Origin of the sequence: Chthonomonas sp. (genome assembly GCF_035294165.1) — a bacterium.
Taxonomy (GTDB): Bacteria; Armatimonadota; Chthonomonadetes; order Chthonomonadales; family Chthonomonadaceae; genus Chthonomonas.
Genome location: NZ_DATGLN010000101.1, coordinates 1 through 19844, shown reverse-complemented (window position 1 = coordinate 19844; position 19844 = coordinate 1). Strand labels below are relative to the sequence as shown.

At 54.3% G+C, this 19844-nt stretch carries 18 protein-coding genes; 1 reads left to right on the top strand and 17 read right to left on the bottom strand.

The annotated features are described in order from the left end of the window. Together VKV29_RS05275 and VKV29_RS05270 are read right to left on the bottom strand one after the other, a co-directional pair. A partial coding sequence (locus tag VKV29_RS05275) for a hypothetical protein (RefSeq protein ID WP_324200257.1) occupies window positions 1–819 on the bottom strand: 819 nt, incomplete at its 3' end. A 36-nt stretch (window positions 820–855) separates the two neighbouring features. Continuing rightward, window positions 856–2070 (bottom strand): hypothetical protein, encoded by a 1215-nt coding sequence (locus VKV29_RS05270; RefSeq protein ID WP_324200256.1) that lies wholly within the window; start codon window positions 2068–2070, stop codon window positions 856–858. Between the two features lie 428 nt (window positions 2071–2498). Here VKV29_RS05270 and VKV29_RS05265 point away from each other — a divergent pair, with 428 nt between their 5' ends. Continuing rightward, on the top strand, window positions 2499–5807 hold the full coding sequence (locus tag VKV29_RS05265; protein WP_324200255.1) for a S41 family peptidase: 3309 nt from the start codon (window positions 2499–2501) through the stop codon (window positions 5805–5807). On the opposite strand, the gene VKV29_RS05260 is transcribed toward VKV29_RS05265, so the two are convergent. The 15 genes from VKV29_RS05260 to rny all read right to left on the bottom strand — a co-directional run bounded on the left by VKV29_RS05260 (window position 5775) and on the right by rny (window position 19835). Then, window positions 5775–7034: an anion transporter gene (locus VKV29_RS05260; protein ID WP_324200254.1), complete on the bottom strand. Its 1260-nt coding sequence runs from the start codon at window positions 7032–7034 to the stop codon at window positions 5775–5777. The two genes, VKV29_RS05265 and VKV29_RS05260, sit on opposite strands and share 33 nt — an antisense overlap. 105 nt (window positions 7035–7139) lie before the next feature. Then, window positions 7140–7697 (bottom strand): hypothetical protein, encoded by a 558-nt coding sequence (locus tag VKV29_RS05255; protein ID WP_324200253.1) that lies wholly within the window; start codon window positions 7695–7697, stop codon window positions 7140–7142. Between the two features lie 48 nt (window positions 7698–7745). Further along, the gene (locus tag VKV29_RS05250; protein WP_324200252.1) at window positions 7746–7937 is read right to left on the bottom strand and encodes a hypothetical protein; all 192 of its coding nucleotides are present in this window, start codon (window positions 7935–7937) and stop codon (window positions 7746–7748) included. 10 nt (window positions 7938–7947) lie between these two features. After that, window positions 7948–8109 carry a hypothetical protein gene (locus VKV29_RS05245; RefSeq protein WP_324200251.1) on the bottom strand — a complete coding sequence of 54 codons (162 nt, stop codon included), beginning with the start codon at window positions 8107–8109 and terminating at the stop codon, window positions 7948–7950. 445 nt (window positions 8110–8554) lie between these two features. Next, window positions 8555–9973: a Gfo/Idh/MocA family oxidoreductase gene (locus VKV29_RS05240; RefSeq protein ID WP_324200250.1), complete on the bottom strand. Its 1419-nt coding sequence runs from the start codon at window positions 9971–9973 to the stop codon at window positions 8555–8557. 87 nt (window positions 9974–10060) lie between these two features. Further along, window positions 10061–11851 carry a bifunctional diguanylate cyclase/phosphohydrolase gene (locus VKV29_RS05235; RefSeq protein ID WP_324200249.1) on the bottom strand — a complete coding sequence of 597 codons (1791 nt, stop codon included), beginning with the start codon at window positions 11849–11851 and terminating at the stop codon, window positions 10061–10063. 153 nt (window positions 11852–12004) lie between these two features. Further along, entirely contained in the window at window positions 12005–12403 is a 399-nt protein-coding gene (locus VKV29_RS05230; protein ID WP_324200248.1) for a PilZ domain-containing protein, read from the bottom strand. A gap of 34 nt (window positions 12404–12437) precedes the next feature. Continuing rightward, window positions 12438–13061: a PilZ domain-containing protein gene (locus VKV29_RS05225; RefSeq protein WP_324200247.1), complete on the bottom strand. Its 624-nt coding sequence runs from the start codon at window positions 13059–13061 to the stop codon at window positions 12438–12440. A gap of 258 nt (window positions 13062–13319) precedes the next feature. Next, window positions 13320–14009, bottom strand: a complete 690-nt coding sequence (locus VKV29_RS05220) for an alkaline phosphatase family protein (protein ID WP_324200246.1) — start codon at window positions 14007–14009, stop codon at window positions 13320–13322. Further along, window positions 13979–14455 carry a hypothetical protein gene (locus VKV29_RS05215; RefSeq protein WP_324200245.1) on the bottom strand — a complete coding sequence of 159 codons (477 nt, stop codon included), beginning with the start codon at window positions 14453–14455 and terminating at the stop codon, window positions 13979–13981. Before VKV29_RS05215 ends, VKV29_RS05220 begins: the two co-directional genes overlap by 31 nt. Window positions 14456–14483: 28 nt before the next feature. Next, window positions 14484–15098, bottom strand: coding sequence for an alkaline phosphatase family protein (locus VKV29_RS05210; protein WP_324200244.1), 615 nt, complete (start codon window positions 15096–15098; stop codon window positions 14484–14486). Between the two features lie 152 nt (window positions 15099–15250). Then, the gene (gene cax / locus VKV29_RS05205; RefSeq protein ID WP_324200243.1) at window positions 15251–16300 is read right to left on the bottom strand and encodes a calcium/proton exchanger; all 1050 of its coding nucleotides are present in this window, start codon (window positions 16298–16300) and stop codon (window positions 15251–15253) included. 116 nt (window positions 16301–16416) lie between these two features. Beyond that, a complete protein-coding gene (locus VKV29_RS05200; protein WP_324200242.1) occupies window positions 16417–17424 on the bottom strand; it encodes a hypothetical protein in 1008 nt (335 codons plus the stop codon). Window positions 17425–17426: 2 nt separating this feature from the next. Next, window positions 17427–18236: a TIGR00282 family metallophosphoesterase gene (locus VKV29_RS05195; RefSeq protein WP_324200241.1), complete on the bottom strand. Its 810-nt coding sequence runs from the start codon at window positions 18234–18236 to the stop codon at window positions 17427–17429. A gap of 15 nt (window positions 18237–18251) precedes the next feature. Beyond that, a complete protein-coding gene (gene rny / locus VKV29_RS05190; RefSeq protein WP_343217341.1) occupies window positions 18252–19835 on the bottom strand; it encodes a ribonuclease Y in 1584 nt (527 codons plus the stop codon). Between the last annotated feature and the right edge of the window lie 9 nt (window positions 19836–19844).

Genomic DNA, 19844 nt, shown 5'->3' with positions numbered 1-19844 from the left:
ATGACCTTGTGTAATGGCCTGTTTAAGGGCTTCTAGAGCGCTTTTAGCCGCCTGGTCTTTGGTAATATGGACAACTGGAGGGTCTATACGCAGGCTTCCTGGTGCGGGGGGATAACCTACAGACGCCTCTACTAAGGCTCCCGTATGACGTGATAACGTCATCTCTATCAAGGGTATGCCGTAGGTTCGGGCTATGTCGGTTGTTCCAAACGCATATCCGCCCGGGAAGGGCAAACCCACACTGCCTTCTATAGCATCTTTACTCATCCCGCTTCTCGGTGGATGCATCCATAGTAGGACTACGTCTGCATTCTTTGGGAGGCTTGGCTCTAAACAGCGCGCGTACTGCAGCAATAACCAACGCGCCTGTCTATCCGTCTCTATCCTATCTCGCCGGTTATCCCCATAGCCTTTCACTTGATGGTAAAAAGCAGCATAGTTCATAAAATGAACCAACAGCCCATGTAGGCTATCGAAATCTGCGACATATCGAGGGTCTGCCTCCTCCGGTAGCTTAGCAGGCCATTCAACCTCTACTACCCTTTCTTGGTTAGTACTGTAAGTTACCCTCACCCGAGAAGGCTGTCGTTCATGAGCTAGGCCAAGACGATGAAGCAGTTGGTCACTTTCTGCTATGGCCTTCTCCGGTTTCATGTCGTAGCGGGTGAAGAGGAGGGTCTTGCCGATGTCGGCAGCGGATGGTTTGGGCAAGTTAAGAGGCTGTGGGGAGGTTGTTTGTCCGAAAGCGGTTGCCGAGGCAAGGCTACTCCACACAAAGATGCCTAAGGTAGTTATAGCAGGATAAAGATAACGTTTCATGGCTTTCTCCTTAATTAATTGGTAACGGAGAACCTACTAGGGTATGAGATACCATATGTTAGCAGATGTATTTGAATTCCCTGTGTATACACCATGGAGAGTAGCATAATAGTCTCCCCAAACACAAGCGAAAAGCTGGCATTGATTATCATTAAGAGCCGGAGGCAACAGATTTAGAGGAGGTGGTAAAGCGCCACCAAGTGGATTCGGCCAAGTATCTGGCCACGGTGCTCCCTGTTGGTATAAGGGTAAATAGGCCTGATACTGTGCGTTTACAGCGGCATCTCGTGCAGCATAAACGGGCCTCCCGTTTGCCAACGCATTCCAAAACTGACTTGAGTCAGCGTTTGTATAAGGTACTAAGCAATTGACCGCCCAACCAACTTCAGCCTGATCTATGGCATCGTTACCAAATAGGGGTGGATTGCTTATTCCGCGATAGGGAAGCAGAAGGGCTAAGGCAAAATCCTGCTTTTGCCCTGTTTGACAGGCATCTAGGAAAGCGATATTAATAGGGATTTGATGTCTTTCACAATATTCTTGTACATCTAAAGGTGGCGTTGATGGGGTAATGTACTCCCAAATTCCGTTCAGTTCATCCAAATCGGAAGTTATCTGTGGATTGTTATTTCCATGGGTGTTGACATACAGTGCTGTTACCGTACCTCCTAGGGCGTTCAAAAACATTGTTGCGCTCCAACCCAAAGTGGTGTTGGTAGTTATTGTATGGTTCATTGCGGCCAGTGGATTAGTGGCTGCAGTGCATCCGTTCCCGCCGGGCGATGTTTCGAAGTCATTGCGACCATAGAGCAGCGCTTTATTGACCACCATGCCCCATTGTGTTGCGGTAGCCTGGTTTCCTCCAGCATCTGTCGCTATGGCTGTGAGGGTGATCTGAGTACCGTCAGGGAAATGGGTGCTATCGAAAGTTACCAATATGCTTACTGGGGCATAGGGCGGTATAGGAGCGTCGGGCGGAGGCTGGAGAATATCCACCACTATACCATTGATGGTGACAACCAAAGAGGCTAGATCGAAGAACTGTGTAGGGGCAGAGACGGTAAAATTGTTGTCAGTTCCACTAAAAAGATTGCCTTGTGGAGGTCCTTCTCCTGGATTGCCTAAGGTGATATTGCAATAGACCTGTGCGTGTACTGAAGGCGCTAACCATAGTAGTCCGCATAGGCCAGATAGGCATGACAAATAGCATACTACACTCTGAATGGCCTGGCATTTTGCTTGAAAGATCATAAACAGCGCTCCTTTCTTCCAAGCGGAGGGCTTGCCGTCCCCTGCGCATCACATCTATAAGTTATATCTATGTACGTATGACTGCAAGGCCTGTTCTCAATTTTGCGCTATTTTTGCTATAATTTTTTTATAATTTCCCTACAGCTTATAAGCGCTCCTTATAAGCTGCAATACCCCCACACTACGCTGCAGTATCTGATGCCGCCATCCCGCTAATGGTTATGATACTATCTATTGCTTCTCAATTCACTAATAGAAAACTCTATGCGGTCTTGTTCCACGATAGCGTAGTCGGTTTCTGGGTCGAAGTAGATGATGCGGCTGCCGGAGAGTCGAAGTCTTAATCTCACAGGGGCGATAGGCTGGCAGGAAAAAGGTGCAGAAAAGTGAAATTCTGTTACCGTCAAAAACATACAGGAGGTTGGTTCATGAACGCTATGGCCAAACGGAGCGCGCTCAAAAGGTCTGCGCTCTTTGGCGCTTTCAGTTTCAGCATCTTTTTTATACTAGCCCTACAGAGCTTGGCTTTCCCCCTTGCTAAACATCCGCAGGAATTAGGTTCTCAAGATGAGACGAACCTTCTTGCCCTTCCTCCCGAAAAACCTATTCTCGGTATGAGCACCCCTGCGCTCTCACCGGATGGAAAAGAGATATGCTTTGTGTACCGCGGAAGCCTTTGGCTGGTCTCCTCAAAGGGGGGGAAAGCAACCCGATTGACCATTCGCAACACCACCGATTTCGACCCCCACTGGTCACCAGACGGACAGTTTATCGCCTTCTCCAGTCTGCGCCGAGGGAACTTCGGCATCTATATTATTCCGGCTCGTGGAGGGGAACCACGACAGGTTACCTACTTTAGCGGCAGCAACTGGGTTACCGATTGGATGCCGGATGGCTATCATCTGCTGTTTTACTCGGCCGGGCGTGATACCCATACCTTTGCCATCTTTTCCATAGACCTGCGTGACCGCTCTCTAAAGCAGTTGACCCACGATACCGAACCTCTACGGTTTGCCGTTAGCTCGCCGGATGGCAAGCAGATCGCCTATACGCGCAGCGGTCAGCCCTGGTGGCGGGGGTGGTATCGGGGCAGTGTTGCTGCCCAAACGATGGTGGAGGATTTGGCGACCGGCAGGGTTCGCCAGGTGCTCTCTACCCCGGCTCAACAGTTTTGGCCGCTGTATGCCCCAGACGGAAGGTCGCTTTTCATCACCACCATCTATGGGCGCAGCAATACGCCCAACATTTGGCGGGTGCCGCTAGATGGCGGCCCACCACAAGCCGTGACTCACTACACCACCGATGCCGTGCGATGGCCTAGCATTGCACGCAACGGCTCGCTGATCTGCTATCTCTATAAAGGCGACATCTATACGGTGAAACCAGATGGCTCTGATGCGCATCCCCTCACCATCTACGCGCCCTCGGATAGCCCCGTCCAAAACACCGAACAGATGGTGCTTCATGATGGCGCCGACGAAAGCCATCTTTCCCCTGATGGTAAAACGCTGGCCCTGGTTCTGAAAGGGAATATCTGGCTGGTGCCCACGACAGGTGGCGATGCAGAGCGTCTCACCAACAACATCGCTAACAACAACGACCTCACCTGGTCGCCTGACGGCACGCGCATCGGTTTTATTTCGGATGTCGGTAATCAGCCCGATCTGTACACCATTGATGTGAAGACCAAGCAGATCACACGGCTCACCAACGATATGGCGCAAGAGAGCAATACCAACTGGTCGCCGGATGGGGTCTATATCGCCTACGCAAAAGCAGGCCCCAAACCCGGCCTCTATGTGGTACGGGCTGCCGGCGGAGAGCCGGAACGGATGGTGGCCGCCGGCAACGGAGATAACCTCTACGGCACAGGCATCAACTCCTTCGCGTGGTCACCGGATAGCAAATGGCTGGCCTTTTCGCGCATGGATCGCTATGGCACGCGCGATATTTGGGTGGTACCTAGCGTAGGCGGCACACCGGTTAACATAACGGCCTATCCGAACAACAATGCCGATCCGCAGTTTACAAGGGATGGAAAATACCTCATTTTCATTTCCGATAGAAACGGCACTCCGCAGTTGTTCCGTTTACCCCTTCTCAAGCCGGGGTTAGAGCCGAAACAGCCGCCGAACGCGCCCGTTCAAGTGAAGATTGACTTCGACGGTATTACCGATCGGGCGGAGCTTATTCAAACACCTGCTCCGGTGGATGACTACGCCATTACTCCCGATAGCAAGTACATCGTTTTTCATGCTAACAATAACTTCTGGGCTGTGCCTGTGCAGGGAGGCTCGGTAACGCAGTTGACCAGCCAAGGAGAGCCTGGGGGCGGCATTGAGTTCACACCGGATGGTAAGCGTTTCTTTTATCTTGGCGCCAACGGGACGCCTCGCTCGTTAGGGGCTCCGCCAGGCCCTGCAGGGACGCCTGAAGTCGTTAACTTTAATGCGAACTATACGTTCAATCGGGAGTTGCTCTATCTACAGGCCTTCAACGAGTTCTATCGTCGGTTCGGAGCGGCTTTCTATGATCCGAGTATGAACGGTGTGAATTGGGCTGCCCTGTGGGAGAAGTACAAACCTCAACTCGATGGTGTGGGCACACCATGGGAGTTTGCGAACCTGCTGTCGGAAATGGTTGGTGAGGTGAACTCCTCTCACTCCGAAATCTCTCCGGCCATCGCGTCTAGCGGCCCTCAGACGGCCACACTGGGTTTGAAATACGATTACAACTACCTTGGCCCGGGCCTAAAAGTGGTGAGTGTGATGCCCGATGGCCCCGGCGATCAGCCCCAATCCCGAATCAATCCAGGCGACTATATTTTGCAAGTGGATGGTAAACCAGTTTCAATGAACGAGTACTACTATCAGACGCTACAAGACAAGGCTGGGAAAACCGTTAAGCTGCTCGTTAACACAAAACCTACCGAGCAGGGAGCACGCACCGTGGAGATCAAGCCCATAACATTAGGTCAATGGGCGGATTTGGAATACAAAAACTGGGTAAAGCAGAACCGTGAGTTGGTGGATAAGCTTTCGGGTGGGCGTTTGGCCTATATCCATATCCGTGCGATGGATCAAAGCTCGCTTCGTAGCTTTGAACGCGACCTCTATAGCATCGCCATGCGAAAAGAGGGGCTTATTCTCGACATACGCCGAAATGGAGGGGGGAATACCCATAATGAGGTGTTGCGTGCCCTCGATCAGAAGGTTTATGCCTACACGAAACCTCGTGATGGCCTATTGGAGACACAGCCGCTTCGGGCTTTTACCAAACCGATTGTGCTTTTGATAGACCAAAACTCCTATAGCGATGCGGAGATATTTGCCGCTAGTTTTGAGGCGCTTAAAAGAGGCCTCGTGGTAGGTGTGCCCACACCGGGCTATGTTATCGGCACCTATGAGGGCACCCTTGTGGACGGAACGCACTTCCGCTTGCCCTCTTGGGGCTACTACACCCTGTCGGGCCAAAACCTTGAAAACCTGGGGGTTAAGCCCGACATCATCGTGGTTAACAAACCAAACGACATCGCCGAGCATAAGGATAACCAGCTGATTGTGGCCGTGCAAACGCTTCTGCGGGAGCTGCCACCGGTAAGCAACTCAGAGGAGAACCCGCCTGTGGTGCTACGCAGCGCTAACGATAACCCCAATGGCGGATCGGCCGCCGACTTTCACGGCATTCACGGCACCTACAAACCCTCAAATCAGTCCAAGCTGCCGATAAACCCATAGCATAAGGGTTGCCGCGAAGGTGGTGACGAGGGTGGAAGGGATGCCTACTTTCAAAAAAGGCCAGAAGCCAAGGGGGCATTCCTCCTTCGCCCCTTGGGCTACGATCAGGTTGGCCACACTTCCCAGCAGCGTGAGGTTGCCGGCAAAAGTGCTCGATGCCGCCAGCACAAGCCATAGTAGGGGAGCTTGCGCATGGGTGGTTACCCACCCGCGAGCTAGCATTACGAAAGGCACATTGCTGAATAGGTTACTGCCCACTACAGAGGCCAACGAGAAAAGGCTTAGCTGAGCTAGACTGCCGGCGTTGTGGAAAAGAAGGGGGGCCAATCGGGCGAAAACCGGTCCTTCCGCTCGGTTGACCCCATCTACCACCACAAAAAGTCCGGCAAAAAACAGCAGCAGCGCCCAGTCCACCCTTGCAAACGTCTCTTCGGTCGGGCGGTTAGCCCAAATCAGCAACGCCACTGCGGCGCAGAGGGCGGCCAAGTCCATAGGGGCTCCTGCTAAGAAGGCGATGAGTAGACCTGAAAGCACTGCACCTGTTTTTATGGCTAATTTGCGATCAAGCCGTCCCTCTCGTTCCAGCGGAGTGTTTTCTGTGGGCATCTGAAGCCCAGCAAGCTTTTTGGCGTAGAGCCAACGCACGATCGCGCCGTTGAGCAAGAGGCAAATAAGTCCGATGGGCACCATCCTCAAAGCATATCCGCCCCAACTCCATTGAGAGGATTGGCCGATGAGAATATCTTGTGGGTTGCCTGTAAGGGTCATCACCGAGCCTACATTGCTGCTGGTGGCCAACGCCAATAGGTACGGCTCGGCGGGTAGTTTGGCCCTGCGGGCTACACTGAGAATCAGCGGGGTCATCAACAAACAGATGGTATCGTTGACGAAGAGCGCGGAGAGCAAGCCTGCGGTACCACAGACGACCCAGAGGAGCTGACCTGGGGTACGGCTTCGATACACCAACGTTCTTGCCAGCATATCGAGCAGGCCGGAGATGATGGCGTAGTGGATAACGATCATCATGCCGAGTAAGAGGGCTAGGGTGGCCAGGTCAATGGCCTGGGCTGCCTCGCGGCGCGTTAGCACGCCGGCCACAATCATCAGAACGGCGCCCACGAGGCTGGCGGCGGGGCGATCGAGTTTTCGTGGGGAGTTCTCTCCGGCGAGGATAATGAGGTAGACCAAAGAGAAAATGACGACCGCAAGTAGGCCTCTATCTGTCATAAAAACCGCTTTCGAGAGATTGAAAGTTTAGATCGTTGCGGCGATTTTACCACAAAAAAACCTCCCGATAAAGTTATCGGGAGGTTCGAGAAGCCTAGGAGGAACTTAAACGGTATAGCGCTGTTGGCGCCGAATTCCAACATAGGCACAGACTATGAGCAACCCCACCAACCCCCAGAACGAGCTAGCCTCTGGAGTAGATGCATTGGGGCTGACATGTAGGCTGAAGCCTTGTTGTATGGAGTTCGGATTTCCATCGGTATCTATCCCGAAGGCGCCGTTATAAGGGTTATTCGTTGTGGCCGGCGTAGAGGTCAGATAGGTTACATCAAACAGCGCACCCGTGTAGGATTGACCGGGGTTTAGGGAGCCGGTGTTCTGTAGAAAGTTAACGAACGCTGGATCTTCGGAAAGGCTGAGCGAAGCATCCCAAGTACCCGTTGAGAAACTATCTCCATTGATATTGAGCACATTGCTCGTATCGTTGTTTGTGATCGTTCCACTGTAGACCACCGTGCCGGAGGTGCCGGCGACAACGGTTTGATCTGGATTTGTTAGCGTAAAGCTCCAGAGCGCATTTTGCGCTTTCGCTTTTTGGGCAGGCGGGCCGAGTAAAATCAGAGCACCAAGAAAAGCGACAACGTAACATAAGGCTTTTTTCACCTATTTCTCCTATTTAGAGTGAATTTATGTTTAATATTATCAGATAAACTACGGGGCGCGAAGACAGAAGTTTTTTTGAAACATCTGCCCACCATCGTAGAAGCCGATAATAGAAATACAATAACATGTTTCTGTAATGGCATCTACAACGATGCCGAAAGATAGCACAGGGTCGGCCAGATAGAGCATTTTGACTTGGAGCCAGTGTTGCTCAGGTCCACACCGTTTTGGTCTTGCCATCGCGGATAACTTACCCCTTGGTAGCCCCTTTGTGTGCTCGCAGAAGGTGCACATTCTGGATGGCGCCGCTCACCTGTTCGGCGGGGGCAGCGATACTGCTGACCATAAACAGCGGCGCACCTGCCGCAATATGGTGCAGCGAGGTGGTTTTAAAAACCGACCTTAGTGACACAGCAGTACGTTTCCATTCTAGAGAGTGTTTTTTCTAGCGGACTTCTTTTGCTCTACCACCATTCTACAGAGCTATCGTAAAATTATCGTGAAATTTAAAAATAGCAAATAGACTATTTATGAAGAATTCCACATGTGCTATTGTTTTTTTGAAAATGAAGGTGTCTGCTTCGTTTACGCCTCCTTGCCGCCTTTTCGTCCTCGCAGACGGCAATGCAGCGGTCTTAGCAGATGAGGGGGAGGGCGTCGGCCTTGAGGGGGAGGGCGCCCTCCCCCAGAAAATCGCAAGATTTTCTGGGGACCCCAGTACCCGCCTTGAGGGGGTAGGGGTAGGCACAAGGCCTACCCCTGTACGCGAAACTGAGGGAAAAGGCGCCGTCCGCTAGGGCGCTCACCGCGAGGTGTCCCCTGCCCGGTGAGGACTGTTCTTTTGTTTCCCCTCTGTACTACAGCAACCAGGGTTTCCGTCGAGGTCGGCTCAGCATCGCCTCTGCCACCGGATCGTTGTGGAAGGTCTCGCGCTCGGGATCCCAGTAAAGGATTTTGCCGCCTAGACGCAGAGAGATGTTGCCGAGATGGCAGATAGTAGCTGAGCGATGCCCCACACTCGCCGGACAGATGGTCTCTTTGCGAGTCCGAATGCAGTCTACAAAGTTCTGCATATGATCGTTGGAGACATAAAGCCTTATGGCGTTGGGTGGCAGGGGGTTGGTGAGCAGTTTGGGGTCGCTGGCCTCGATGCGGCTGCGCGATACAAACACCGTGCCGTTTTCGCCCTCAAAAGTCACCCCATTTTCGCCCTGGTTCGTGGTGTGAAGAACGGTGCCATCGGCATAGGTAGAGTAGATATCGAACTCGGGGAAGGTATTGTAGCAGTTTACTCCAATGATAGGCCCTCGGCCAAAGCCTTGTACCTTGATGGGGCCGGTATGGTCGGTGCCAAGCCCCCATTGAGCGATGTCGTTGTGGTGGGCACCCCAGTCGGTCATCATGCCACCGGAGTAGTCCAGCCACCAGCGGAAGTTGCCATAGACCCGCTCGGGAAAATAGTCGGGCAGCAGGTCAGATTGAGCGACGGGACTGCGCCAGAAGTTGAAGATGATGTCGTCAGGCACATCTCCCCGCAGAATGGTTGGGTCGGAGGGGGCTGGGCCAAGCCAGAAATCGAAATCGAGATCGTCGGGCACCGGTTGTGGCTGGAAGGGGCCACCGGTAGGCCCGGTGGGCAGATGAGCTGTGACTGTTTTGATCTTGCCGATCAATCCGTTTCGCGCGATCTCACAGGCAAGGCGAAAACGAGGGTCGGAACGTTGCTGGCTTCCTACTTGAAACACGCGGCCGGTTTCTTGGGCTACCCGCACCAGCTTTTTGCCTTCATCAATGGTAAGGGTAAGTGGTTTTTCACAGTAGACATCCTTACCTGCCCGTAGAGCCGCTATCGCAATCTGGACATGCCAGTGGTCGGGTGTGCCGATGATCACGGCGTCAATCGTCTTATCGGCCAGAAGGTCGCGAAAGTCGTGATACTGTTTTGTGCCGGGGCCGAACTCGTTAGCCGCGTCGGCGCAGTGGGTGCGATCTACATCGCAGACGGCCACCACTTTACAGCCGGCCTTGCTGGCAGCGGCATGGGCATCGTTAAGCCCTTGGCGAAAGCCACCCTTTTTGCCTCCACACCCGATGAGGCCAAACTGAATGGTGTCGTTTGGCCCAAGGCGACGCGGACGTTCGGCATCGAGCGCGCGCTCCGAGGCCATAGCCTCTTTTTCGTACCATGTGGGCAGGCCTGCCGCCGCAATGGCTGCGAGGGCGCGGGTAAGAAACTTTCGCCGTGTCTCCTGATAACGATTGAAGAGGGTATACATGTGTCATCCTCCTTTAGTAAAAACTCCTACCGGTTCCACCGGCAGGAGTCTTTTCTTCTTTTAGGAAGGATTTCCTGCCGAAGCGTATCAGGCGGCCTCGTGCGAGGAGCGCCGTGCACGCTTATCGGCGTACATGGCGGCATCGGAGCGGCAAAGCAGCCCTTGAATGTCCATGGCATCCTCCGGATAGAGGGCGACGCCGATGCTAATTCCCAGGGGAGGAAAATCGGGGTCATGCTGTTGGATTTGCCTCACGTACCGCTCCACGGCACGCCGCAGCTTGCTCACGACGACCTCGGCAGCGACCCGATCGGCCCGAGCAAGTACCACCACAAACTCATCGCCCGCATAGCGCGCCGCAAGATCGTAGTTGCGCACATGGTTGCGGAAGATGTCGGCTAAATCTTTCAGCGTTTGGTCGCCGGTGGCGTGGCCGTAGTGATCGTTAATGGGCTTAAAATGGTCTACATCTATGTTCAGCACGGCTAAAGAGCCGTTTTCACGATTGGCCCGGTTTATCTCTCGCTCTAAATATTCACGTAGATAGCGCGCATTACGGAGACCGGTGAGGGCATCGGTATAGGCCGATTCCTGGATTTCGGAGAACTGTTGCGCGCGTTCCAGCGCGTGGCTTGCTTGGGTGGCTACAAGCCGCATGATGCGCAATGTTTCCGAGTTGAAAGCGTCGGGCAGTTCGCTGTAGAGGTTGATAGTACCTAACGATTGTCCACCAGAGACAAGCGGCACAATGAGGGTAGAGCGGAAAGGTACCCACGGGTCACTTACATCTCGAAGAATCAGGTCTTCGGGAAGGAAGGAGGCACAGATGGCCTCGGCACGGAAGAAGGCACGCCCGGTGAGGTAGGTGCCTACACGGGCAACGCTGCCTAAAAGGTGACGTGCATTTAGCCCTACTGCGGCATGTGCATGAAGGTACTCGCCACCCTCTTCCGGCAAGAAGAGGGCGCAGGCATCGCAGCCGATGAGCGCCTGAATGTGATGGAGAAGCACATCGGCCATGGCTTCGAGATGTAGTGTTTCCGAAAGAGCGCGCGTGATGGTGTGGAGGGCCAGCGTCTCTCTTTGAGCTGCTGCAATGTCGTGGAGGACAGCATTCACATCCTTGCTTGGCTGGAAGGTGAAGGCATCGGCCGGTATGGCCTCAAGGCTTTTCTGTACAGCCAGTGTACGAAAGGCGGCCACCACCGCCGGGTCGAACTGGGTGCCGGCACGCGCTTCGATCTCGGCAATGGCCTCTTTGGGCGAGAGCGGTTGGCGGAAGGGACGCGGATGCAGCAACGCACTGTAGGTGTTAGCCACCGCCAAAATACGCGCGCCCACCGGTATCTCCTCGCCTTTTAGGCCGTCGGGATAGCCACTTCCATCCCAATGCTCCGCATGATGGCGCACAAGCGGCACCACCGGCCAAGGGAAGGGGATGGAGGCGAGAATACGCGCGCCTAAAACGGGGTGAGTGCGCAACTTCTCCTGTTCTTCCGGTGTAAGGGTGTCGGCTTTCAGAAAAATATGGTCAGGAACGCCCAACCGGCCGATGTTGTGCAGCATGGCCGCCGCTTGTAGAGCGGCCATTTCTTCTTCTGAAAGAGAGAGAGAGCGCGCGATAGCAAGGGCACACTGTTTCACACACTCTACATGCCCGATATTGTAGGGGTCGCGTGCATCTATGGCACTTGTAAGCGCCTCAATGGTGGAGAGGCAGAGTTGCTGGCCACGCGTCTGCTCCATCTTGAGCTGCGTTTCCCAGTAACGCTGCTGGCGTTTAGAGGCTCGGCGTGCGGCTAGGCACCAAGCAAGCCCGCCACTCAGCAAAGCGATCATCGTGAAGGAGCTTTCAGGCGTCATCAAAATAACCGACAAGGGCTTTCTCCTGACATGCAGATTTACGGGACTTCGATCCTATTTTCGGAGTCGCGCAGGAAAAGAGTTACTGTAAAAATTACTAGAAAATATTATAACACAATAAAATAGAATTCGCTTTTGATGAGGGAATTGAGTTTGGCTGCACTGTGCTTAGCGAGTTGAGACGGGTTGACACATGAGAGCCTGTTCTAAACGCAGAGCCTCCTCAATGGAGGAGAGATCGAACTTGGCCGCGATCTCAAACAGCGTGTTTGTGGGGGGGATGAGCGGTTGACATCGGAGGACGGTCGCTCGAAATTGGAAGGAGATGTCTCCGGAAGGCGTGGGAAGGGTAAAGCGCAGTTTTATGGCTGTGGTGGGGGCTATTTCGCCGGAATGTAATATACGCAATCCTCCGGCCCCGATTTCAACGCCTTTACTTACGATCCAGTCTTCCGTTTCTCCAAAGGCAATCTCTACCGGGAAAGTAAGTTTGAGTCGTGCCGTGGCCCGCCGTTCCACAAAGCGAACCGATGCAGATTGAGTTTTTTCCGTGATCTTTGATTCCATAAAGACCCTTTACGTCGTGTGTAAATTTTTGGCTTTAGGCCGCCTCGGCGAGGCGATGCAGGAGACGCAGCAAGCGCAGTTGGTGTACTCTCAGCATTCTCGTGAATTTCAGCCCGACCTCGTAGCTTCCTTTTTTGGAATCCTTATCTTTTGCTAAGGTACAGCGCACAACGGAGGCCTCTGCAAAGAGAGGCTCTCCGTCGTTCAGTTCGATGCGAAGGCCGAGCGGAGTGCGGGCGAGGAGAATCTGTTTGGTTCTTATCAGACAGCCACCTTGAGAGATGTCTAGAATATGGATGATTTCACCTGCCTCGCGGCCAGCCTTCTGCATCTCTTCTAGTGAGGTATTGGGCTGATAGGAACCCAGAAAGTTGCAAGCGAGTCGCTCCGAACGACGTCTTTGTTGGAACCCTAATCGTTCTTTTGACACGACAAAAAGGTGATCACGGCATTTTAAGACGGTTGTCTCCATCACATAGAGGCCTTCTTCGGTAGCATAGCGAAGACATAGCCGTGTGCCCTCTCGAAGAAGGTTGGCCTCGGTAGGATGGTCTAGAGCAAGGACGAGCAGTTTGTCGCTGGCCTGCTGAACGGTGGCGAGCAGTGGCAGGGACGTATGGAATAAGCTTATCTCGATAAGATCACCTGTGTCGAACATAGAACTATCTCCTTAGGGAGACCGCCGAATAAAGTGAGCGATTGCATTGAGGAGACACCTCACATCCATTATCGGTGAGTTTGTGCCGGAAGCAGAGGTAGATTCGGCCTTAGCACGTGGCGCTTGCGGGGGTAAGTTGCCTTGAGGTGGAAAGGCGTCCTGCCCCAGAAAATCTTGCGATTTTCTGGGGACCCCAATACTGGCCTTAAGGGGGAGGGCGTCGGCCTTGAGGTGTTCGAGTTCTTTAGCTACCAGGCCTTAGTTGTTTTTTGTTTGGGGTGGAGGGTTGAAATCGGCGGGGATGGTGTTGGGGATATGGCGTTGTATGTCTATCGGCTCGATGCCGGCCCATCGCCAGCCGATCCCGGTCTGCTGAGGCAGGTGACGAATGAGATTTTCGGGGATAAGCGCGTAACTGGGTGGCAGCGGTGCCGCGCGGCCTGTTAGGCGTGCCGGGTCTAGGCAACAGAGGAGATCGGTAATGTGAGGGGTTTTGTCATCGAATGGGCCGAGATTGGCTTGATGGTACCGCTGAAACCCCAAGCGACGTGCATAGGCCTCGGCAGGTAGATCGGCTAAAGGTACCAGGCCAAACACGCTATCTACAAACTTCACAACGCTAGCCGTATCGCCCGATGCATGCGCGATATAGTGCGTGCGGGCATAGGGAGACAAGAAAAACAGGGGCACACGTGGCCCATCTGAGAGCCAGTGTCCATCTGGTCCTATGGCGCGAAGCGGGGGCGGAACATGGTCGTAGTCGCCTTCACTGTCATCCCAGGTAATGATGATAGCACAGTGCGCCCAGTAAGGACTTTTTGCGATCTGATTGATGCATTCGGCAACAAAGGCCTCGCCGATCTGCGAGTCGGAATCGCCGGGGTGGTCATCATCTCCAAGGAAACGACCGGTGCCTCTCAGCTGCGGATCGGCCGGCTGCAGGCCCATGATATTTCGTTTCCCTCCCTTAACATAGATAACGCCGCCGGATGGCGGCAGGCGATGGAAATGAAGGTCGGTAAAAAAGCCTTCAGATCGTGCAGGTGTACCGCTAGCGTTGGGTTATTGTTGATGTAGCCGAAGTACTGCGGGCCGTTATGATGGGTGACATAGGAGGTATGCAGACCATCGGCATCTATCTCATCATGGTCGTCTGGGGTTCTAAAGCCTTCCTCATACCACTCCCAGGTGATGGCAGGTGTATTGTGGTGAACGATAGCGGTAATATCTTGGTGCACATCGCGTAGGTCGTTTTTAGGGTCGCGATCGGCGGTAACTAGATGTTGTAGCGACCTTCCACCCAGTGTCAGCATGAGCGTGGCGTAGGTAAGATTGTACTGAATGCGCTCGGGATGAGCGGAGTCTTCTTTCGTATCTTTGGGGTTAAAGGGCATGCGGCCTGTACGGGTTTTTATCTAATGGCTAACCCCAAAACGGGTTCGAGCCGTTAACAACCGGTACTCCCGGCCCTCGGCCTCCGTCTCCTTTAAAAGCCTCATGAGGGTGCAGAGGCCATTGGGTAAGGCCGCTTTGGGCGCCGATAATACAGAGGTTACTGGGGGTAGAGTCGGCAGCCATCTCCTCAAAGATGTGGTCACATAGCACAAACCAATTTGCATAGCGCCACAAGAACGGAATCGTATCCCCGTCCACATAGGCCATTTCAAGTTCACCGTACTGTTTGGCGGCAAGTGAAGGCGGTTTGCCTTTGGTGTGGCGTTTTTCTTCGGTAAGGACAAAGCGATCCATGAGAGGATGCCCACCGACGATGTGCATTTTTTGGAGGGTAACAGGGTGGGAATGCCCCACGCTGCCGAGGTCGGCGGCATACTGTTGTGGCCCGATGCGAAACGGATGCACCACCGTGAAGGAGCCATCTGTGTTTTCTATAGGCTGGTGAAAGCCCGGAGTCTGTTTTGGGGGATGAGAGAAAAGCCCTTCGGCTCCGGGAAAGGTGCCGAAGTACGAGTCGAAGGAGCGATTCTCTTGATAGAGAATAAAAACGTACTTGATGCGTTGGTATACTAGTGCGAGCATTTGTTGATGCGACAGCTTAGGCTCCTCACGTTTTGGTACCCGATAGCGGGCGATGGTTGGATCGGCAATAGTCTTTGAGAGAGCCGGGCGGAAAGGAGCGTTAAAGGCTCCGCAGGCCAAAAGGGCTATGAGCAGATGGGAAACAGGTGCCTCTATCCACCGACGAAGTAAAAGGTGATGGCCAAAATGGCATAGACGCCGAGAAGTTGTGCTCCCTCCAGCCAGTGAGTCTGACCATCGCTCACGATGCGAATGGCGATGAGGATGGCCATGGTAAGGGCGACGAGTTCGGAAGCGGTGAAAAGAATGGTGAGTGGATGGCTCCAAATAAGGCTGGAAAAAACGGCTACAGGGGTCACGAACATAGCGATCTGAATGGAGGATGAGGCCACAATGTCGAGGCTGACATCCATTCGGTTGCGCAGCGCCATTGTAATGGCGGTACTATGTTCCGCCGCATTTCCTAGGATGGGCAGCAGGATGAGACCGGCAAAGAGGCGGTTGAAATGGAGGATATGGAGGGCCGGCTCTAGCAACCCTATAAGTAGTTCACTCTCCATAGCGACGACCACCGTGCTGGCAAACAGAATGAGGCTGGCCTTTGTGAGGGACCACTTAGGTTTCTCCTCGGTTTCGCCTGTTGGGAAAAGATGCCGGTGGGTGCGAAGGGAGAAGAATAACCCCGCCCCATAAAGCAGCAGCAGCACCCCGGATACCCATAGGCTCAGCGGCATAAGCGCTGCCGCTTGCAGATTTTTTTCAGGCAAGTGGGCACTCTGTACCAGCAGGGCAGGCGTGAGAAGAGCGATGACGGCCAGGCTCATGGAGGTAATATGCGCTTGAGCCACCTCGGAGCTGAAAGTGAGTATGTTTTGTCGGAAGCCGCCTAGAAGGGCTGAAAATCCAAGCACCAGCAACACGTTGCCAATGATCGAGCCGATGAGCGAAGCACGCACCACGGTCAGCTCATTATGTTGAAGTGCCACCAGGGTGATCACGATCTCGGTGGCGTTGCCGAAAGTTGCATTCAGTAGACCGCCGATGAGGGGCCCGCGCGATGCCGCAAGCGACTCGGTGGCCTCCCCCAAAAGCCCGGCCAAGGGTATGAGGGCCAGCCCGGAGGTCAGAAAAACCCATAGAGGCGGAACGTGAAGAAGGTACAGCACGAAGCTAACCGGCACGAAGATAAGCAGCCGGTACATAGTTAGACCTTTCTTATCAACTCGTTTCAAAAAGCAGAGACGAGGGCTACAACAAAAATAAAGGCCCTCGTTCTGCTAAGACCTACTGTGGCTCTATGTCGCTCACGAAAGGCTACCTACTGGTGCACATGCACGCGGAAAGTGCTTTTGGCCAAAATGCGACCGGTATAGGGGTCCATTGCCATGACGGTTGCGATGTAGTCGCCCTGCACGTAGTAGGCATGGCGCACGGCACGCCCTTCCGATTCCAACTGAATGCCATCGGAGGCATCCCAGTCCCACCAAATCTTAAGGGGGCGAATGCCTGCGGTTGGATAGACGGAGTAGGTGACCATCTGGCCAACCCCCACAAGTTGCTCCGGCAGGCTCAAGCCGCTAACAGGCGATTGATCGATAACGACGGCGATACGCCCCACGTTGAAATTAGCGGGTGCATCACCGAAAAGGCGGATTTGGGCGATCTGGGCATCGGCCGCACTCAGGCCGGGCAGAGCGCTCACGGGGATGCTGAGCATGTACCAGTTATTATTTTGAGAGGCATAGGATAGCGGCAACAGGGCCTCCGTTTTTTTACCGGTGGTGGTAACCAGCTCTACCCGAAAGTTCTGCAGCACGGCTTTTTGGGTGCCGGTGTTAAACCCTCCGCGAGCGCCTGGGTAGCCTGGAAAACCGGGGAACCCTGTTAGGCCGGTGGGAGGGACACCTGGATAGCCCATCGGCCCACCGTAGCCGGGGTAGCCGGGGAATCGGCCGTTATAGCCGGGCAGCCCGTTGTTTTGGCTGTTAGGCAGATAGACGGCAAAGGTGAGATAGGCATCGGGGTTAGAAAGGTAGGGCGCGAGGTTCACAGGAGTTTTTAGAGCAAGGCCGCCTCCCTGATAGTAGCCTTGTGTGGCGATGCTAAAAGAGGTTGTGCCGGTATAGGCAAGATTAGTATCTGGCTTGATGGTGCCGCTGCCGATGGGCAAAAGCGTGTAGGTGCTTGCGCTCATGACCCCATTATAGATATCGAGGCCGCTTTGTGCACGGCTCGGGGCGGCTGCGGTAAGCAGTGCCATAGCGCATAGGCCTGCCACTATAGAGAGCATGCCGTGGCCTTTGAGAGCGACGCTAGAACTCTTCATGCTTAAGAGTCTCCTCTTTGATGGATATATTCTGGTCTTTGTATTCGATGAATACGGTGTGCCTTGCCGGTTTCTGTATCTAACTCGACGAGAACGCCGGAAAGTTGTGCAGGCCCTTCGGCCACCTCCATGCGTACGGGCAGCAGCGTGCGAAAGCGTTCAAGCACCACATTGCAGTCCATTCCGATGATCGAGTCGATAGGCCCGGTCATGCCCACATCGGTGAGGTAGGCACTGCCTTTGGGCAGGATGCGTTCATCGGCAGTTTGGACATGCGTATGGGTGCCGATAACCGCACCGACTTTGCCGTCCAAATACCATCCTAACGCCTGTTTTTCGGAGGTGGCCTCCGCATGGAAGTCCACTAAAATTATAGACGTTTGCGAACGGAGTAAGGTTAGTAGATTATCCGCCGTTCGAAACGGGTCGTCCACGGGTTCCATAAAGGTACGTCCTTGAAGGACGAGGATGCCGACTGGCACTTTCTTGGTAGGGTAGACGCCCCATCCCCGTCCGGGCGCGAGGGGTGGGTAGTTGGCCGGGCGCAGGAGGCGTGTTTCGGTATCGAGCATCGGATAGATATCGCGTTTGCCCCATGCATGGTTGCCTAAGGTTAGTACGTCGACTCCGGCCTCCAACATCTCCGTAGCGAGCGCCGGGGTAATGCCAATGCCGCCAGCCGCGTTCTCGGCGTTTGCCACCACGAAATCCGCTTGAAACTCTTCGCGGAGGGGCTTCAGCAGATGCAGCAGAAGCTCACGCCCCGGTCGTCCCACCACGTCGCCTATCATCAGCAGGCGGAGATGTGGCATGTCCTCCCTTCTCCTTTAGCGCGCATAGTCTACCGCACGCGATTCGCGGATGACGGTTATCTTGATCTGACCCGGATACTCCACTTGCTCTTCGATGCGGCGAGCCATCTCGCGTGCGAGCTGCATGGCGGCCAGATCGTCCACTTTCTCCGGCTTCACGATCACCCGTATTTCGCGCCCGGCCTGCACGGCAAACGTTTTTTCCACGCCCTCAAAGCTGTCTCCTATCTCCTCTAGCGCTTTCACACGACGCACGTAGGTTTCCAAAGCCTCCCGACGTGCTCCGGGTCGGGAGGCGGATATCTGGTCGGCACAGATCACCAGATGCGCCTCTATAGAAGCCGGCTCGACGTCGTGATGGTGCGCTTCGGCGGCATGGGCCACCGCTTCCGACTCATGATAGCGCCGTAGAATTTCACCGGATATGAGGGCATGAGGTCCCTCCATGTCAAAGTCTACCGCTTTTCCTATATCGTGCAGCAGGCCGGCACGTTTAGCTACCTGGATGTCGGCGCCCACTTCGGCAGCCAAAAGACCGCAGAGGTGCGACACCTCGATAGAGTGGCTCAACACGTTTTGTCCGTAAGAGGTTCGGTACCTCAGCTTGCCTAGCAGGTGCACGATCTCGGCGGGTAGGCCGGTAATTCCCGTTTCAAGGATGGCACGCTCTCCCGCCTCGCGAATGCGTTCTTCTACCTCCTGTTCGGCGCGACGGACGATCTCCTCGATGCGGCCTGGATGGATGCGTCCATCAATGATCAGGTTCGTGAGGGCGATGCGGGCGATCTCACGGCGTACCGGATCGAAGCAGGAAAGCACCACAGCTTCCGGGGTATCGTCAATAATGAGGTCTACCCCAGTCAGGGTCTCGAAGGCACGAATGTTTCGGCCTTCCCTTCCGATGATACGCCCTTTCATTTCATCGTTGGGGAGGGGCACGACGGAAACGGTGGTTTCCGATGTCTGCTCCACCGCACAACGTTGAATGACATCTACCAAAACCTGCCTTGCGCGTTGCAGGCCCTCTTTGTGCGCTTCCTCCTCGATCTCGCGAATACGTCGAGCGGCCTCGTGGCGACACTCCTCCTCGACGAGGTGCAAAAATGTCGCCCGTGCTTCCTCCCGTGTAAGCCCAGAGAGCCGCTCTAATTCCATGACCTGTTGCTGGCGCAGGGTTTCCACCTCCCGCTGCGCGGCAGCTAGGGCCTCCTCACGCTGTTCGAGCGCTCGGGCCTGTGCATCTATACTTTCCGCACGACGATCGAGACTCTCTTCGCGTTGCGCTAGTCTCCGCTCCAGCCTCTGAAGTTCGGCTCGCTTCTCCCGGTTTTCGTTTTCAATCTCAGCCCGCAGCCGAATCGACTCCTCACGGGCGTCGAGAATCGCTCTACGGCGCGTCTCCTCCGCCTCTCTTAATGCCTGTTCTTTTAGGCGTTGAGCCTCTTCGGACTGTGTTTGGAGCAGTGCTTGTAGCTGAGCACGCTCCTCTATTAAGCGACGACCAATGAAGAAGTGTTCTAAGAAATATCCAAGGAAGGCTCCACAGAGCGCTCCCAGAACAACCGCTATCAGTAAAACCGATACTCCGACGTGTGGCAACTCTTCTAC

Coding starts and splice junctions, on each gene's coding strand:
- VKV29_RS05225 (WP_324200247.1), bottom strand. CDS start 13,061: ATGTTCGACACAGGTGATCTTATCGAGATAAGCTTATTCCATACGTCC.
- VKV29_RS05215 (WP_324200245.1), bottom strand. CDS start 14,455: ATGCCCTTTAACCCCAAAGATACGAAAGAAGACTCCGCTCATCCCGAG.
- VKV29_RS05210 (WP_324200244.1), bottom strand. CDS start 15,098: ATGCTCGCACTAGTATACCAACGCATCAAGTACGTTTTTATTCTCTAT.
- VKV29_RS05200 (WP_324200242.1), bottom strand. CDS start 17,424: ATGAAGAGTTCTAGCGTCGCTCTCAAAGGCCACGGCATGCTCTCTATA.
- cax (WP_324200243.1), bottom strand. CDS start 16,300: ATGTACCGGCTGCTTATCTTCGTGCCGGTTAGCTTCGTGCTGTACCTT.
- VKV29_RS05260 (WP_324200254.1), bottom strand. CDS start 7,034: ATGACAGATAGAGGCCTACTTGCGGTCGTCATTTTCTCTTTGGTCTAC.
- VKV29_RS05265 (WP_324200255.1), top strand. CDS start 2,499: ATGAACGCTATGGCCAAACGGAGCGCGCTCAAAAGGTCTGCGCTCTTT.
- VKV29_RS05195 (WP_324200241.1), bottom strand. CDS start 18,236: ATGCCACATCTCCGCCTGCTGATGATAGGCGACGTGGTGGGACGACCG.
- VKV29_RS05240 (WP_324200250.1), bottom strand. CDS start 9,973: ATGTATACCCTCTTCAATCGTTATCAGGAGACACGGCGAAAGTTTCTT.
- VKV29_RS05250 (WP_324200252.1), bottom strand. CDS start 7,937: ATGGCAAGACCAAAACGGTGTGGACCTGAGCAACACTGGCTCCAAGTC.
- VKV29_RS05270 (WP_324200256.1), bottom strand. CDS start 2,070: ATGATCTTTCAAGCAAAATGCCAGGCCATTCAGAGTGTAGTATGCTAT.
- VKV29_RS05220 (WP_324200246.1), bottom strand. CDS start 14,009: ATGGGCCTGCAGCCGGCCGATCCGCAGCTGAGAGGCACCGGTCGTTTC.
- VKV29_RS05230 (WP_324200248.1), bottom strand. CDS start 12,403: ATGGAATCAAAGATCACGGAAAAAACTCAATCTGCATCGGTTCGCTTT.